The organism is Otariodibacter sp., assembly GCF_029256985.1.
Lineage (GTDB): Bacteria > Pseudomonadota > Gammaproteobacteria > Enterobacterales > Pasteurellaceae > Otariodibacter.
On record NZ_JARIDQ010000004.1, the window covers coordinates 1 to 15,841 of the forward strand.

15 protein-coding genes and 1 riboswitch are annotated in these 15,841 nt (G+C 34.0%); of the genes, 13 read left to right on the forward strand and 2 right to left on the reverse strand.

Annotated features, from left to right (window positions below):
* Positions 1 to 271: 271 nt before the first annotated feature.
* From Q1J40_RS00390 to Q1J40_RS00405, 4 genes are read left to right on the forward strand one after another with little or no spacing between them, the layout of a single operon-like run.
* Complete coding sequence (locus Q1J40_RS00390) at positions 272 to 1,276, forward strand: ABC transporter permease subunit (RefSeq protein ID WP_301098044.1); 1,005 nt, start codon at positions 272 to 274, stop codon at positions 1,274 to 1,276.
* Positions 1,277 to 1,296: 20 nt separating this feature from the next.
* Positions 1,297 to 2,184, forward strand: coding sequence for an ABC transporter permease subunit (locus Q1J40_RS00395; protein WP_301098046.1), 888 nt, complete (start codon positions 1,297 to 1,299; stop codon positions 2,182 to 2,184).
* Between the two features lie 9 nt (positions 2,185 to 2,193).
* Positions 2,194 to 3,177 (forward strand): dipeptide ABC transporter ATP-binding protein, encoded by a 984-nt coding sequence (gene dppD / locus Q1J40_RS00400; RefSeq protein WP_301098048.1) that lies wholly within the window; start codon positions 2,194 to 2,196, stop codon positions 3,175 to 3,177.
* A gap of 58 nt (positions 3,178 to 3,235) precedes the next feature.
* Complete coding sequence (locus Q1J40_RS00405; protein ID WP_301098050.1) at positions 3,236 to 4,216, forward strand: peptide ABC transporter ATP-binding protein; 981 nt, start codon at positions 3,236 to 3,238, stop codon at positions 4,214 to 4,216.
* Positions 4,217 to 4,466: 250 nt separating this feature from the next.
* On the opposite strand, the gene lysC is transcribed toward Q1J40_RS00405, so the two are convergent.
* Positions 4,467 to 5,819 (reverse strand): lysine-sensitive aspartokinase 3, encoded by a 1,353-nt coding sequence (lysC, locus tag Q1J40_RS00410; RefSeq protein ID WP_301098051.1) that lies wholly within the window; start codon positions 5,817 to 5,819, stop codon positions 4,467 to 4,469.
* A gap of 87 nt (positions 5,820 to 5,906) precedes the next feature.
* Positions 5,907 to 6,106, reverse strand: a riboswitch (Lysine riboswitch).
* Between the two features lie 258 nt (positions 6,107 to 6,364).
* Between lysC and rng the strand changes: the two genes are divergently transcribed.
* The 9 genes from rng to Q1J40_RS00455 all read left to right on the forward strand — a co-directional run bounded on the left by rng (position 6,365) and on the right by Q1J40_RS00455 (position 14,460).
* Positions 6,365 to 7,840: a ribonuclease G gene (gene rng, locus Q1J40_RS00415; protein ID WP_301098053.1), complete on the forward strand. Its 1,476-nt coding sequence runs from the start codon at positions 6,365 to 6,367 to the stop codon at positions 7,838 to 7,840.
* Positions 7,841 to 7,988: 148 nt separating this feature from the next.
* Positions 7,989 to 9,026: an extracellular solute-binding protein gene (locus tag Q1J40_RS00420; RefSeq protein ID WP_301098055.1), complete on the forward strand. Its 1,038-nt coding sequence runs from the start codon at positions 7,989 to 7,991 to the stop codon at positions 9,024 to 9,026.
* A gap of 186 nt (positions 9,027 to 9,212) precedes the next feature.
* Positions 9,213 to 9,815: an LPS export ABC transporter periplasmic protein LptC gene (lptC, locus tag Q1J40_RS00425; RefSeq protein ID WP_301098056.1), complete on the forward strand. Its 603-nt coding sequence runs from the start codon at positions 9,213 to 9,215 to the stop codon at positions 9,813 to 9,815.
* 13 nt (positions 9,816 to 9,828) lie between these two features.
* Entirely contained in the window at positions 9,829 to 10,338 is a 510-nt protein-coding gene (lptA, locus tag Q1J40_RS00430; RefSeq protein WP_301098058.1) for a lipopolysaccharide transport periplasmic protein LptA, read from the forward strand.
* A 9-nt stretch (positions 10,339 to 10,347) separates the two neighbouring features.
* Entirely contained in the window at positions 10,348 to 11,073 is a 726-nt protein-coding gene (gene lptB / locus Q1J40_RS00435; RefSeq protein ID WP_301098059.1) for an LPS export ABC transporter ATP-binding protein, read from the forward strand.
* Between the two features lie 59 nt (positions 11,074 to 11,132).
* Entirely contained in the window at positions 11,133 to 11,684 is a 552-nt protein-coding gene (locus Q1J40_RS00440) for a PTS sugar transporter subunit IIA (RefSeq protein ID WP_301098061.1), read from the forward strand.
* Between the two features lies 1 nt (position 11,685).
* On the forward strand, positions 11,686 to 12,543 hold the full coding sequence (gene rapZ, locus Q1J40_RS00445; RefSeq protein ID WP_301098062.1) for an RNase adapter RapZ: 858 nt from the start codon (positions 11,686 to 11,688) through the stop codon (positions 12,541 to 12,543).
* Positions 12,544 to 12,547: 4 nt separating this feature from the next.
* Positions 12,548 to 13,735 (forward strand): FAD-dependent monooxygenase, encoded by a 1,188-nt coding sequence (locus tag Q1J40_RS00450; RefSeq protein WP_301098064.1) that lies wholly within the window; start codon positions 12,548 to 12,550, stop codon positions 13,733 to 13,735.
* 134 nt (positions 13,736 to 13,869) lie between these two features.
* On the forward strand, positions 13,870 to 14,460 hold the full coding sequence (locus Q1J40_RS00455; protein WP_301098066.1) for a PM1805 family lipoprotein: 591 nt from the start codon (positions 13,870 to 13,872) through the stop codon (positions 14,458 to 14,460).
* 454 nt (positions 14,461 to 14,914) lie between these two features.
* On the opposite strand, the gene queF is transcribed toward Q1J40_RS00455, so the two are convergent.
* Complete coding sequence (gene queF / locus Q1J40_RS00460; protein ID WP_301098068.1) at positions 14,915 to 15,754, reverse strand: NADPH-dependent 7-cyano-7-deazaguanine reductase QueF; 840 nt, start codon at positions 15,752 to 15,754, stop codon at positions 14,915 to 14,917.
* Between the last annotated feature and the right edge of the window lie 87 nt (positions 15,755 to 15,841).

The following is a 15,841-nucleotide window of genomic DNA, read 5'->3' on the forward strand; positions in this document are numbered from 1 at the left end:
GCACCATGGATTAATATTGCACATTCAACAACTTATTTCCCTGTACGTAAAGAAGTAAAAGGATATGTAGTTAGCCCATTCAGTTTACATGATTTCTATCCTGTTGACTTAGAAGAAACAAATTAATATCGTACTTGGCGTTGTCGTATTTATGTTTAAAAATGAATGCGACGCGTTTATTTGTAATATTAAGCGGTTAGATTGCTAAGTTATTTTGTGAAATTCCTTAGTAATCAATTTCGTTTATCAGTAATGAACACAGAGATTCTCAATGTTTCGATTTATTCTTAAGCGTATTTTAATGGTTATTCCGACTTTCTTAGCAATAACCTTAATTACTTTTGCTTTAGTGCATTTAATTCCTGGAGATCCTATTGAAATTCGGATGGGAGAGCGGGGGCTCTCTCCTGAATTGCATCTTGAAATGATGAAACAGTTAGGGTTGGATTTACCTCTTTATCAACAATATTTTAATTATATTGGCGGTATTTTTCATGGAGATTTAGGTAATTCATTCAGAAATAATGAACCTGTCTTGAAAGAGTTTTTTACTCTTTTCCCTGCAACGGTTGAATTAGCCTTCTTCGCATTATTATGGTCACTAATATTAGGGATCGTTTTAGGGGTAATTGCAGCGGTTAAAAAAGACTCTTGGATTTCACATACAGTTACCTCACTTTCCTTAACGGGGTATTCAATGCCAATTTTCTGGTGGGGATTGATTCTTATTTTGTATGTTTCAACCCCTTTAGGTTTACCAGCATCAGGACGACTGCCTGCAGAATATTGGATTGATGTTGATACTGGATTTATGTTAATTGATACATGGCGATCAGACGAACCGGGAGCATTTATTGCCGCAATCGAGTCACTTATCTTACCTGCAATTGTATTAGGTACAATTCCGCTTGCTGTTATTACGCGTATGACACGTTCTTCAATGCTTGAAGTATTGGGAGAGGATTATATCCGTACTGCAAAAGCCAAAGGGCTTAGTACAACTCGAGTAGTTATTGTACACGCATTACGTAATGCACTTATTCCTGTTGTAACTGTGGTTGGTTTAATTGTGGGACAATTATTGTCGGGCGCAGTATTAACGGAAAATATCTTTTCATGGCCGGGAATCGGTAAATGGATCATTGATGCCATTAATTCACGTGATTATCCTGTTTTACAAGGCTCAGTATTAATTATTGCGACGATTATTATTGTAGTGAATCTACTAGTCGATCTAATTTATGGTGTGGTTAACCCACGTATTCGCCATAATTAATTTTATTTTGGAGTGATTAAATGTCTAATGTGGAAACTTCTCCAGTACCATTAACACCCTTACAAGAATTTTGGCACTATTTTCGTCAAAATAGAGGGGCTTATGTTGGTTTAGTCTTTATTTTTATTGTTTTTCTCGCTTGTGTGTTTGCTAGTGTTGTCGCACCTTTCGATCCTATTGCGCAAAACAGAGATGCATTACTTTTACCTCCTGCTTGGTTTGATGGAGGAGATTGGCAATTTATTCTTGGAACGGATGATATAGGGCGTGATATTCTTTCTCGTATCATTTATGGAGCAAGACTTTCGGTCTTTATTGGTTTATTGATCGTATTAATGTCTTGTGTACTAGGTGTAATACTAGGGCTACTTGCGGGATATTATGGTGGTTTAGTTGATATCTTCATTATGCGATTGGTGGATATTATGCTGGCAATTCCAAGCTTATTATTGACTATCGGAGTTGTAACAATTTTAGGGCCATCTCTTGTCAATGCGGCGATTGCTATAGCGGTCGTTTCTGTTCCCAGCTATGTACGTTTAACTCGTGCATCGGTATTAAGTGAAAAAAATCGTGATTATGTGACCGCTTCTAAAGTAGCGGGAGCAGGTGTTTGGCGTTTAATGTTTATTGTGATTCTTCCAAACTGTTTAGCACCATTGATCGTACAAATGACAATGGGGATCTCGAATGCAATTTTAGAATTAGCAGCATTAGGATTCTTAGGAATTGGGGCTCAGCCTCCAACACCAGAATTAGGCACAATGCTCGCAGAATCTCGTGGTTTTATGCAATCAGCAAACTGGTTGGTGACCACTCCTGGCTTAGCTATTCTCTTGTTAGTACTAGCATTTAACTTAATGGGTGATGGTTTGCGTGATGCTCTTGATCCAAAACTTAAACAATAGGAGAACTCAATGGCATTATTAGAAGTAAAAGAGCTTTCTGTTCATTTTGGTGATCAAAAATATCCGTTTAAGGCAGTGGATAGAGTAAGTTATAAGATCGATGAAGGTGAAGTTTTAGGTATTGTTGGAGAATCAGGCTCGGGTAAATCGGTCAGTTCTTTGGCGGTAATGGGGTTAATTGATTTTCCCGGCAAGGTTATTGCTAGTGAATTGAAATTTGGTGGACAAGATTTATTGTCATTAAAACCAAAAGAAAAACAAAAAATTATTGGTGCTGATATTTCGATGATCTTCCAAGATGCAATGACCAGCTTGAATCCAAGCTACACAGTTGGCTATCAAATTATGGAAGCATTAAAAGTGCATCAAGGCGGTTCAAAATCAAGTCGTCGTCAGCGTACGATTGAGTTATTAGAAATGGTAGGTATTCCTGATCCAACTTCGCGTTTGGATGTTTATCCGCATCAACTATCAGGTGGTATGAGCCAACGTGTAATGATTGCAATGGCGATTGCTTGTACTCCTCGCTTATTGATTGCTGATGAACCGACAACGGCATTAGACGTAACCATTCAAGCACAAATTATCGATTTACTACTTGAATTACAACGCAAAGAGAATATGGCGTTGATTTTGATTACCCACGATCTTGCATTAGTGGCAGAATCAGCTGATCGAATCATTGTAATGTATGCTGGGCAAGTTGTTGAAGAAGGCAAAGCACAAGAGATCTTTAAAGCTCCATTACACCCATATACTCAAGCACTACTCAAAGCTTTACCTGAATTTGCTGAAGGGAAATCACGGCTACAATCATTACCGGGCGTTGTACCAGGAAAATATGACCGACCAAAAGGTTGCTTGCTCAATCCTCGTTGTCCTTACGCAACAGATTTATGTCGTCAAAAAGAACCTGAGTTAAGAGAATTACATGGTCGCCAAGTGAAATGTCATAGCCCATTAAATGAAATGGGTGTCCCAGTAGTTATTTAGAGTTTTACTTCTTGATTATACAAAATGCATAATCAAAGGGAGTGAGTGAGAATAAAAAATGCAAAATAATATAGAAAACGCACCGCTTCTTAATGCGGTGGACTTAAAAAAATATTATCCCGTCAAGAAAGGGATGTTTGGTAAGCCAAAATTAGTGAAAGCAGTTGACGGTGTATCTTTCACTTTAGAAAGAGGGAAAACATTGGCCGTTGTGGGAGAGTCTGGTTGTGGAAAATCAACATTAGGAAGAATGCTTACAATGATTGAAAGACCGACTGAAGGTGAATTATTTTATAATGGACAGAATTTTTTAGTTCACAATAAAGAAACAGAAACTTTACGACGTAAAAAAATTCAAATTGTCTTCCAAAACCCTTATGCCTCGCTTAATCCTCGTAAAAAGATTGGTGCAATTTTAGAGGAACCTTTGCTGATCAATACTGATTTTTCTGCAATTGAGCGCAAAGAAAAAGTATTAAGTATGATGGCAAAAGTGGGATTAAAACCGGAATTTTATAATCGCTATCCGCATATGTTTTCAGGTGGGCAACGTCAGCGTATTGCAATTGCAAGAGGCTTAATGCTTGAACCTGATATTGTGGTTGCCGATGAACCTGTTTCTGCTCTTGATGTATCTGTGCGTGCACAAGTACTCAATTTGATGATGGATCTTCAAGAGGAAATGGGCTTATCTTATGTGTTTATTTCCCACGATCTTTCAGTTGTAGAACATATTGCTGATGAAGTTATGGTAATGTATCTAGGACGTTGTGTTGAACAAGGGGAAACTAAAGCTATTTTTAGTAATCCTAAACATCCATATACACAAGCTTTACTATCTGCAACTCCTCGCTTAGATGCAGAAAATAGACGTGAAAGAATAAAATTAACGGGAGAATTACCAAGTCCACTTAATCCTCCAAGAGGTTGTGCATTTCATGCCCGTTGCCGTATGGCAAAAGATATTTGTCAGCAAGAACGACCACAATTAATACATTATGAGGACGGCTCTAAAATCGCCTGTTTTATGGTGGAATAACGATAAATTTCATTATTTATTAAGCTAAGCAAGCGGTCATTTTCTTATAAACTTTTGCAAAGTTTTAGTAAGTATACTGATCTAATACCTGTATCATAAATATGATATAAATAAACATATTGCTTGATGGGAATTTTGTACTCCTGATAGATAAGCTGTTTTAAATAAAAAATATCATATTGAATTTGATCGTATATATTTAAATAACGTATATTCTGATACAGAATATACGTTATTTTACATGGTAAAATTATTCAAATAATTCAGTATGGAGTACTTTAATAATGTCATTAGCACTCTCATTATGTACTAGAGTACATACATTGTTGCTGCTAGCTCCACAGCTGATTAAACGAATATTATACTCTGACAGTATAGTGAATAATTTTTTAGCAATTCCTGGTTGTGAATGTAGATCGTTACCAATGATTGCAATTAGCGCTAAATTCTTTTCTACTTTAACATATGAATATTGTCTCAATTCATTTAATAAATCTTCAGATAATATCTCTAATCCTGAAGATATTGAACCTGTTTGATCTAACGTTAATGCAATGCTGACTTCTGATGTAGTAATCACATCTACCGATATTTTATATTTGGCTAGAATAGAAAATACATTAGCTAAAAAACCTTGAGCGTGCAGCATATTTAGGTTAGATAACGTGAGTAAAATCTGGTTACGACGTAATGCTAAAGCTCGGAATATTGGGCGAGGCTGGGGATCTCTTGTTACCCATGTTCCACCTTGTTCTGGTACTTTACTTGATCCAACATAAACAGGAATATTACTACGAACAGCAGGCAATAATGTTGCTGGATGAAGGACTTTGGCACCAAATGTTGCCATTTCAGCTGCTTCATTAAAACTAATGGTTTCAATACGTTGAGCATTGGATACTATTCTTGGATCCGTAGTATAAATTCCCGGCACATCAGTCCAAATTAGTACATCATCAGCTTGTAAGACCTCAGCGAGCAATGCGGCAGAGTAATCACTTCCACCTCGACCTAATGTTGTTGTTTTACCTTCTGAATCTCGTCCTATAAATCCCTGGGTGATGATAATTTTACCTTCAGCAATTAATGGTTTCAGAAGATTATCTGATTGCTGTTGCGTAAGTTCATCATTAGGTCGAGCCTTTCCAAAATGGCTATCTGTGGCAATAACGTCTCTAATATCAACCCATTGTGCGGGAAAGTTTTTTTCAATTAATAATTGAGTAAAAATCAAGGTAGACATCATTTCACCATGGCTAATTAACTCATCAGTGAGAGCTAATGATGTTGCTAGGCTAGCTGACATTGCTAATGCTTCTATTTGATCAAGTAATTCTTCAATTTGTAAAATAACAGCATCAGGATTCTTTAATTGATGGATAATATTAAATTGGATAGCTTTTACAGCAGAAAGAATTTCAGCTCTTTTATCTTGTGAGCAACCATTAGCAAGTTCTACCAAATAATTAGTTACGCCAGCAGAAGCAGATAAGATAACCACTCGAGTATTTGGGTCATTGACTACAATATTGGCACAAGAAGACATTGCTTCATAATTAGCAACACTGGTACCACCAAATTTCGCAACAGAGAGATGAGACATAAGGTATTTTCCTATATTTAAATTATGTTTGCAGATATTTTGAGGATGGAAAGAGATAGATGAATATTAGAGAGTACATTATTTAAGTAATTTCAGAGCACTCCATTTAAAACCATTTTTCTATTAATCATAGTTTCAAACGACAGCTGGCAAGATTCAACCTACTCAGCCGATGTTAAATTCCTATCTAGTGAATCCCACACCTCGGCAATCATTCCCATGGCTTATCCTCAAACGGCCTAGTTCCCTAAGATAAGTTACCTGAATGTTGCGCCTCTCCCAATATGATCTTTATGAAAAATCATAACTTTTTGCTACTAGCAAAAAACCTGTATAGAAATAACTTTTTCTTATGATAATGTCAAATTAAATTTATTATATAATATATTTTCATTATTTAGATAAATTTCTAGTTTAGAAGTTATTTATATTTAAATTTGTATCAATATTCTATTTTTTACCTATTCTTTGATTCAGATTATTGCATATAATAATTTTTTTAAGTTTAATATTAATACTATTGATAATCAGGATAAGAATACCTAATGAATTGCACAGAATTATTAGTCAATGTAACACCAAGTGAAACCCGGGTTGCGCTAATTGAAAATGGTATATTAAAAGAAGTCCATATAGAAAGAGAAACTAAAAGAGGCATTGTTGGTAATATTTATAAGGGAAAAATAACACGAGTTTTACCAGGAATGCAATCTGCTTTTGTTGATATAGGATTAGATAAAGCCGCCTTTTTGCATGCATCTGATATTGTGTCACATACAGAATGTGTAGATGAAAATGAAAAAAAACAGTTTGTTGTTAAAAATATCAGTGAGTTAGTAAGAGAAGGGCAAGATATTATTGTTCAAGTTGTTAAAGATCCTTTGGGAACAAAAGGAGCTAGATTAACAACAGATATTACTTTACCTTCTAGATATTTGGTGTTTATGCCTGAAAATAGTCATGTTGGTGTATCTCAACGTATTGAAAGTGAGTCTGAACGTGAACGCCTGAAAGCATTGGTTGAACCTTATTGTGATGAGCTAGGTGGTTTTATCGTTCGCACAGCTGCAGAGGATGTAGCAGAGGAGAGTTTAGAGCAAGATGCTGCTTTTTTAAAGCGATTATGGCGGAAGGTTTTGGAGCGTAAGACAAAATACGCAACGAAAAGTATGTTATATGGAGAATTAGCGTTAGCACAGCGTGTATTACGTGATTTTGTTGGAACTCATATTCAATCTATTCAGGTTGACTCGAAGATTACTTATGAACAAGTTAAGGAGTTTTTAACTGAGTTTATGCCTGAATTATTTGAAAATGTCAGTTTATATAGTGGTAGTCAACCATTATTCGATGCGTATCGGGTTGAGGAAGGAATTCAAAAAGCATTAGATAAACGTGTTGATTTAAAATCGGGTGGATATTTAATTATTGAACAGACAGAGGCTATGACAACAATTGATATCAATACTGGTGCTTTTGTTGGACATCGAGATTTAGCTCATACCATCTTTAATACAAATATTGAAGCTACTAAGGCTATAGCGCATCAGCTCCAATTGAGAAATCTAGGTGGTATTATTATTATCGATTTCATTGATATGCAAGAGGAAGAACATAGACAACGAGTTTTAGAATCATTAGAACAAGCATTAAAAGGTGATAGAGTTAAAACGAATGTTAATGGGTTTACTCAGCTTGGATTAGTTGAGATGACACGTAAACGAACGAGAGAGAGTCTAGAGCGTATATTGTGCTGTGATTGTTCATCTTGTAAAGGTCGAGGAACAATTAAAACTGTTGAAACCGTCTGTTACGAAATTTTACGGGAAATTGTGAGAGTTCATCATTTATACCATACAGATCGATATATTGTTTATGCATCCAGAAGTGTGGGCGAATATTTAATTAATGAAGAATCTCATGCATTATTAGCTGAATTAGAAGTATTTTTAGGTAAAAAGGTTGAAATAAAAGTGGAGCATTATTATCATCAAGATCAGTTTGATGTAGTTGTTATGTAATTTTGTATAAAATTTACTCATGTATTATACAAAAGGCTTGCAAAATATAGGTGGGTAATTAGAATGTTTCTTCTCTACCTGTAATTTCATAGGTAGACTTTTGGAGTAATCCAACCGCTTTTTTTACTCATTCTGGGAGAAAACTTAAATGAAAAAATGGGCTGTGGCTTTAACATCGGGTATGGTTGTGCTAAGTGCGAATGCAATAGCGGAAGATACTGTTCATCTATATACTTGGACTGAATATGTACCAGAGGGATTATTGGACAAATTTACCGAAGAAACTGGTATTAAGGTTGAAGTTTCAAGTCTTGAATCAAATGAAACAATGTATGCTAAATTAAAGATTCAAGGTAAAGATGGCGGTTATGATGTTATTGCACCGAGTAACTACTTCGTATCCAAAATGGGACGTGAAGGTATGTTGATGGAGTTAGATCACAGTAAATTACCTGTGATTAAAGAACTTAACCCTGATTGGTTGGATCAATCTTATGACAAAGGTAATAAATATTCATTACCTCAGTTATTAGGTGCCCCAGGTATTGCATTTAATACAAATGATTATCAAGGTAGTAATTTTACTTCTTGGGCAGATTTGTGGAAACCTGAGTTTAAAGATAGTATTCAATTGTTGGATGATGCTCGTGAAGTATTTAATATTGCACTTTTAAAATTAGGTCAAGATCCAAATACTAAAGATCCAAAAGTAATTAAGGCAGCATACGAAGAATTATTAAAACTTCGTCCAAATGTTTTAGCGTTTAGTTCCGATAATCCTGCAAACTCATTTATTTCTGGTGAAGTTAGTGTTGGACAGTTATGGAATGGTTCTGTGCGTATTGCAAAAAAAGAACAAGCTCCAGTCGATATGATCTTCCCTAAAGAAGGACCAGTTCTTTGGGTTGACACCTTAGCTATTCCTGCTAACGCAAAAAATCCTGATGGTGCACATAAGTTAATTAACTATCTTTTAAGTGCACCTGCTGCAGAAAAATTAACATTAGCAATTGGTTATCCAACATCAAATATGAAAGCTTTAAAAGCTCTACCGAAAGAAATTACTGAAGATCCTGCGATTTATCCACCTTCAGAAGTGTTAAAAACAAGTCATTGGCAAGATGATGTTGGTGAAGCAATTGAACTTTATGAGAAATATTATCAAGAGTTAAAAGCTGCACAGTAATAAAATGTAACTTTTTAAGTTTATATGTAAAAGCCTTAGATTTTTATCTAAGGTTTTTTGTTATAAAGATAAATTTATTCAAAATTGTAATGCTATAGAGTAAATTATTCTTAATTTTTTTGTATCTATGGTTGCTATAAAAAAATATGTTATAATCGGAAGGCACTATAATTCTATAGAGAAAATATGAATAAACGTTTAAATATACTATTATTTTTGATCGTAGTAGTATTGGCAGGGTGGTATTTTAGTCAACAAAGTGATCAGGATCCCCAATTAGTTCAGCTAGTAAAGAGAGAAGGTGAACCTGAGTATACGGGTAATAAAATGGATACCATGGTATATGATATAAAAGGTAAACCACAATATTTTGCTGAAGCACAAGAGGTTAAATATTACGAAGCAACAGAGAGAACAGAATTTATTAAGCCATTATTGAATCTTTTTAATGCTGAATCTTCATTAAAAGATTGGAAAATTACTGCTGATTATGCAGAAATATCAAAAGAAAAGATTTTAAATTTGAAAGGAAATGTGAAGATAGAGAGCTTAAATAAAGATACTCGTCTGAATTATATTCAGAGTCAGATATTAACGGTTGATTTATCTAGTTATGATGTCTATACAGATAGTGTAGTTGTTTCAAAAGGAATGGGATTCATTACTAGTGGTAAAGGATTGAAGGGAAATTTAAAAAGTCAGGTCGCAACATTACTAGAAGATGTTGAAACACGAATCGAACCTTCTGTAATTCAATCTAAATCTAGTTCTCCAAATATTCAAAATTAACAAAGGATATTGAATGAAATTTCTTACAAAGTCATTATTTATAGCTACTTGCATTGGTATAAGTTTAAATTCTTATGCATTGAAAGGTGATACTGATCAACCGATTAATATTACATCGGGCAGTCAATCTTTAGATATGGAAAGTAACACTGTCGTTTTTTCTGATAATGTATTAATTACTCAAGGATCTATTAAGATAAATGCAACAAAAGTAACGATTATCCGTAAAGAAGGTCAAAGAGAAAAGATTGAAGCAAATGGGGCCCCTGCTAAATTCCAACAAACAATGGATGATGGAAAACCAGCAAATGGACAAGCAAATCAAATCAACTATGACTTAGGCGATGAGTTTTTAATTTTGACAGGTAATGCTGAATTGAAACAATTGGATAGCTCTATTAAAGCAAATAAAATTACTTATGATGTTAAGAAACAACAATTAAAAGCTATGAGTGGAAGCAAATCTCGGGTTAAGACTGTATTAATTCCAACACAATTACAAGATAAAAAGAATAAAAAGTAGGTAAATAATATGCCAATTCTTTATGCAGAACACTTAGCAAAAAGTTATAAAAATCGTCAGGTTGTTAAGGATGTGAGTTTAAATGTTGAGTCTGGTGAAATAGTTGGATTACTTGGTCCAAATGGTGCAGGAAAGACAACTACTTTCTATATGGTAGTTGGATTGGTTCGACATGATGAAGGACGTATTCGCATTGATGAAGATGATATTAGCTTATTACCTATGCATGATCGTGCGAAACAAGGTATCGGGTATTTACCTCAAGAAGCATCTATTTTTAGGCGATTAAGTGTATATGATAATTTAATGGCTGTATTGCAGGTAAGAAAGGATTTAACTCATCAACAACGTAAATTAAGAGCTGATGAATTAATTGAAGAATTTCATATTGAACATATTCGTGATAATTTAGGACAGTCTTTATCTGGGGGAGAGCGTAGACGTGTAGAAATAGCTCGAGCTTTAGCCGCAAATCCTAAATTTATTTTGTTAGATGAACCTTTTGCTGGCGTTGATCCTATCTCTGTTATTGATATTAAGAAAATTATCGTAAATTTGAAGGAAAGAGGCCTTGGTGTTTTGATTACTGATCATAATGTTCGTGAGACATTAGATGTTTGTGAACGAGCATATATAGTTGGTAGTGGACAAATGATTGCTAGTGGCTCCCCGAGTGAAATTTTGAATAATCCAGATGTAAAACGTGTTTACTTAGGTGAACAATTTAAACTTTGATTTAATAAGCGGTTAGATTGTCCATAAGTTTTGTAGATATAATCGCTTGGTGATGTAGTATGAAACTAACTGAATTTCTTTCATTTGAGCATATTTATCCAGCAGTTGCTTTATCAAGCAAAAAACGTGTGCTAGAGTTTATTTCTAGAGTAGTTGCAAAGTCTGTTAATTATTCAGTCGATTTTGAAAAAGAAGAAGATCTAGCTTTTTCCTCAGAATGTTTTAATTATTTGGTTAAAAGAGAAAAATTAGGTTCTACTGCAATTAACAATGGGGTTGCTATTCCTCATGCAAGATTGCCTCTTGAGCATGTTACTATAGAGAAACCTATTGCAGTTTTTGTCCAACTAGAAAATCCAATTGAGTATGATTCTAGTGATCATAAAAATGTTGATTTAATTTATGCAATTCTTTTCCCTGAATCTTGCTGTACAGAATATAAAAATTACTTATCGAAAGTTGTGCAACGACTTTCGGATAAGAATATATTGAAGCACCTTCGCTCATCAATTTCAGCGGAAGATATTTGGCAAGTACTTTCATATTCTGATCAGCATACTCAAGAAGATGAGATAGACAATCAATTAGAGAATACTACAGAGGAAAGTTAATATGGAATTGATTATTATTAGTGGACGCTCTGGTGCAGGTAAATCTGTGGCATTACGAGCATTAGAGGACATTGGTTATTATTGTGTTGATAATATTCCTCTCACTTTGTTACCAGAGCTTGCTAATTTCCTATTCCAATCAGATCGTTCAACTGTTGTAAGTGTAGATATTAGAAATCTACCTGAAAATAAACAAGTTTTAGATGAGTTATTTTCTAAATTACCAGCAGAAATTAAAATAAAACTTATATTTTTAGAATGTGGGCGAAAAACATTAATTAGGCGTTATAGTGATTCGCGACGTTTACATCCTTTATCTACCAATAACTTATCCCTAGAAAGTGCAATTGATTTAGAAGAAAAGCTACTTGAACCTATTCTTCATCAAGCGAATTGTGTAATTGATACTACTTATCTCTCATCTCATGAATTAGCTGAGAAATTAAGAGAAATATTAAGAGGTAAAGCTACCCGAGAATTAAAAATTGTGATTGAATCTTTCGGATTTAAATATGGATTACCCTCAGATGCAGATTATGTATTTGATGTTAGATTCTTGCCTAATCCACATTGGAATCCAGAACTTAGGCCAATGACAGGATTAGAGCAGCCTGTTATTGATTTTTTAGAACGCCAAACAGAAGTTCATAATTTTATTTATCATACACGTAATTACTTAGAGATGTGGCTCCCATCTCTTGAAAATAACAATCGTAGTTATTTGACCATTGCGATAGGATGCACTGGGGGAAAACATCGTTCTGTATTTATTGCAGAACAACTAGCGAACTATTTTAAGAGCCGAGATAAGGATGTACAAGTTCGGCACCGTAGTTTAGAAAAACATAATCAGAAGTAATATTATGAAATTAGCAGATATTGTTATTGTTGGCGGAGGAATGGTAGGCTTAGCATTAGCTGCTTTGCTTGCTGATACAAAATTAAAAATAAAAATTATAGAGAAAAATAAGCCAATTAAATTAGATCCCGCATATATTTCTAATCGTGTCAGTGCGCTTAATTTTTCTAGTCAATCTATGCTTGAAAAAATAGGTGCTTGGCAGAAAATTTCCTCACAAAGATTGTCTTCTTTTTCACAAATGTATGTTTGGGAAAAAGATAGTTTTGCAAAGATTCATTTTAACAACCAAGACCCAATTATCACTCAGCTTGGATTAGAACAATTAGGCCATATTGTTGAGAACGAACAAATTCAAATGGCTATATGGCATGTGGTTGAATCACAAAACAATATCGAAATTATTTTAGATCAACCTAAATCTCTTGATATAACTAACGAACTTGGGTTTGTAACATTAGAAAGTGGTGAAATAATATCATCTAAACTAATAGTGGGAGCAGATGGTGCAAATTCTTGGGTTCGCAGACAGACCAATTTCCCTTTGATTAGTCGAGATTATGAACATACAGCTTTAGTTTGTAATGTGAAAACTTCCGAACCTCATCAACAGACTGCTCGCCAGATTTTTTCGTCAGATAGTATTTTGGCATTTCTTCCATTACCAAATGAGTATTTATGCTCCATTGTTTGGTCATTGTCACCAGAAAAAGCAAAGTCTCTTGTGAATTGTGATGAAAAGGAATTTAATCAAGCTCTAGGTATTGCTTTTGATAATCAATTAGGACTTTGTGAATTGCAAAGTGAGCGTGCTATCTATCCGCTTACAGCTCGCTATGCACGTAATTTTGCTCAACAACGAGTTGTGGTAGTAGGGGATGCAGCACATACTATTCATCCTCTAGCTGGATTAGGGGTAAATTTAGGCTTTGGCGATGTAATAACATTAGCGAGTGAATTAAAATTACATTCAGCTTTAGAGCATGACATTGGTGATTATCGATATTTAAGACAGTTTGAACGTAAACGTAAAGTTGAAGCAACAAAAGTTCTTTTTGCTATGGGTAGTTTAAAATCATTATTCTCAGGTGAGCAACCTATTAAAAAATTGATTCGAGGAATAGGTTTGAATATAGTGGATAAAAATGCCGAATTTAAGAAATTACTTATTCAACAAACGCTAGGCTTTTGAATTATATTATTTTTTAATATAACTTTAATCATATTTTTGAATGGTAATATTTTATCTTTGTCTACAACAAGGTATAATTTTTTCCGTAGTAATGACTTTACTTATTAATATTTACATTTTAAGGAATCTTTTTAATGAACAAATTTACTAAAATTAGTGCGACTGTATTATTTGCTATTTTCTTAACAGCTTGCGATACGGCAACAAAGAATAAAACAACTGCTACACCAGAAGTTCAAAAAGCTGAAGCTACACAAACAACAACTGAAAATACTCAAGTTAATAATGATACAGCAACAGATACTATTGATACTCAGGCTGTTGAGGATTTCCAAAAATTAGTTGCATGGAATCAATCACAGGAACAAAGTATGGCAGCCGCTCAAACTGAGCTTCAACAAAAATTAGCTACACAAGATCAAACTCAAATTCAACAAGCAATGACAGCATTCAAAGCAAAAGTTGATGATGTATTGAAAAGTCTAGAAGCACTTGATATCAAAAATGCTGAAGTTAATACGTTTAAAGAAAAAACAAAAGAAACATTGGTACTATCAAATAGTTTGATTGAAGAGTCTGTAAAAGCGATGGGAATGGGTACCCCAACTGAAGAGGCTCAAAAAACTATTCAAGAAAAATCTCAACAACTTATGCAATCAGGTGAAGATTTACAAAAACTCCAAGCTGAATTACAACAAAAATATGGAGTAGAAGAAAGCAAGTAATTTTTGGGTTGTATTTGTATTGTAGAAGATTAGATTGACTCTGTTAGATAGTTATTTTAGATTAAGATGCTATCTGATTGAATTTGATCTTCTACATATTTAGTAGCAATCTAACCACATTACCTTATCAACTTGTGGGAAAGGTTAATAGGATGCTAATTCTAACGTAATTTCTTTCCATATTATTTTTGTAACTTTATATATATATAAACTGATTTTACGTATCACACTAATTTCTCCAAGCAGCAATTACTCAGTTTAGCAGAGTATTTCGATAGTCTAAAGTTGTGATATTTCAAAGAAATATCTTGTTGAATATTTAAATATAAACTTATTACATCTCTTTAAAAGATAGAGAAGTATTTATCTATCAACAATATATCCTTAATATCCTTAATTATTCAAAGGAGGGGATGATTTCTCTTGAAAAATTAATTACCCTGTAGTGTTAAAATTATTGTCTTGCCAGTCTTACATTGTTTTGTAATTGTTCAAAATTAGATCTGAATGGATTGATATCTAATCCACCTCTACGGGTATAACGAGCATAGACAGTCAATTTTTCTGGTTGAGCAAACTCCATTAAATCGCAGAAAATTCTTTCAACACATTGTTCGTGAAATTCATTATGTTGTCTAAAAGAAACAAGATAGCGTAGCAATTTTTCTTGATCAATTTGCTTGCCCACATAGTGAATTTGCACGCTTCCCCAATCGGGTTGTTGCGTAATTAGACAGTTTGATTTCAGTAAATGACTCACTAAGGTTTCTTCAACAATACTATCATTGGTACAATTTGTAAGAATATTCCGATCAAATTCGTAATGAGTTATTTCAATATCTTGTGAATCTATACATTTACCACTGAAATGAGCAATTTGTTCAGAGCTATATTGATCTAATCGTTTTAAGATAACTTCAACTTTTCCTTCGGCACAGTGAGATAAATCTACTTGCATGGTAGATTGTACGTCCTCAAAACTAGCGAATTTTGTCTGATTAAAACTGTTTAAATAGAGTTTGAAACTTTTTGATTCAATTAAGTTTTTGCTTGTATAGTCAATGAAAATATCCGCAATTGCAACTTGTGGTACACCTTTGCTATTGAGCCAAGAGATTTCATAGGCAGTCCATAAATCTACACCTACTGCGAATGGTTGTTGCTCTGTTATTCCTAGCTGATCACGGTTTAATTGACGAGGAACACCTTGTAATAATTGTGGGTTATAGCTTGTTGCATATTCTGTTGATTGTCCCAATTTTAGTGCCGTTAGGCTTTTATCTTGATAATTCATAATTTTTCCGAGTTAAATTTACAATGATGAAGACACAAGCGGTAAGTTCAACCCAATGTTTTGCAAAAATGGAAAGAATGTTACCGC

Coding starts and splice junctions, on each gene's coding strand:
- Q1J40_RS00450 (WP_301098064.1), top strand. CDS start 12,548: ATGAAATTAGCAGATATTGTTATTGTTGGCGGAGGAATGGTAGGCTTA.
- lysC (WP_301098051.1), bottom strand. CDS start 5,819: ATGTCTCATCTCTCTGTTGCGAAATTTGGTGGTACCAGTGTTGCTAAT.
- Q1J40_RS00440 (WP_301098061.1), top strand. CDS start 11,133: ATGAAACTAACTGAATTTCTTTCATTTGAGCATATTTATCCAGCAGTT.
- Q1J40_RS00420 (WP_301098055.1), top strand. CDS start 7,989: ATGAAAAAATGGGCTGTGGCTTTAACATCGGGTATGGTTGTGCTAAGT.
- Q1J40_RS00395 (WP_301098046.1), top strand. CDS start 1,297: ATGTCTAATGTGGAAACTTCTCCAGTACCATTAACACCCTTACAAGAA.
- dppD (WP_301098048.1), top strand. CDS start 2,194: ATGGCATTATTAGAAGTAAAAGAGCTTTCTGTTCATTTTGGTGATCAA.
- lptB (WP_301098059.1), top strand. CDS start 10,348: ATGCCAATTCTTTATGCAGAACACTTAGCAAAAAGTTATAAAAATCGT.
- queF (WP_301098068.1), bottom strand. CDS start 15,754: ATGAATTATCAAGATAAAAGCCTAACGGCACTAAAATTGGGACAATCA.
- rng (WP_301098053.1), top strand. CDS start 6,365: ATGAATTGCACAGAATTATTAGTCAATGTAACACCAAGTGAAACCCGG.
- Q1J40_RS00405 (WP_301098050.1), top strand. CDS start 3,236: ATGCAAAATAATATAGAAAACGCACCGCTTCTTAATGCGGTGGACTTA.
- Q1J40_RS00455 (WP_301098066.1), top strand. CDS start 13,870: ATGAACAAATTTACTAAAATTAGTGCGACTGTATTATTTGCTATTTTC.
- rapZ (WP_301098062.1), top strand. CDS start 11,686: ATGGAATTGATTATTATTAGTGGACGCTCTGGTGCAGGTAAATCTGTG.
- lptC (WP_301098056.1), top strand. CDS start 9,213: ATGAATAAACGTTTAAATATACTATTATTTTTGATCGTAGTAGTATTG.
- Q1J40_RS00390 (WP_301098044.1), top strand. CDS start 272: ATGTTTCGATTTATTCTTAAGCGTATTTTAATGGTTATTCCGACTTTC.
- lptA (WP_301098058.1), top strand. CDS start 9,829: ATGAAATTTCTTACAAAGTCATTATTTATAGCTACTTGCATTGGTATA.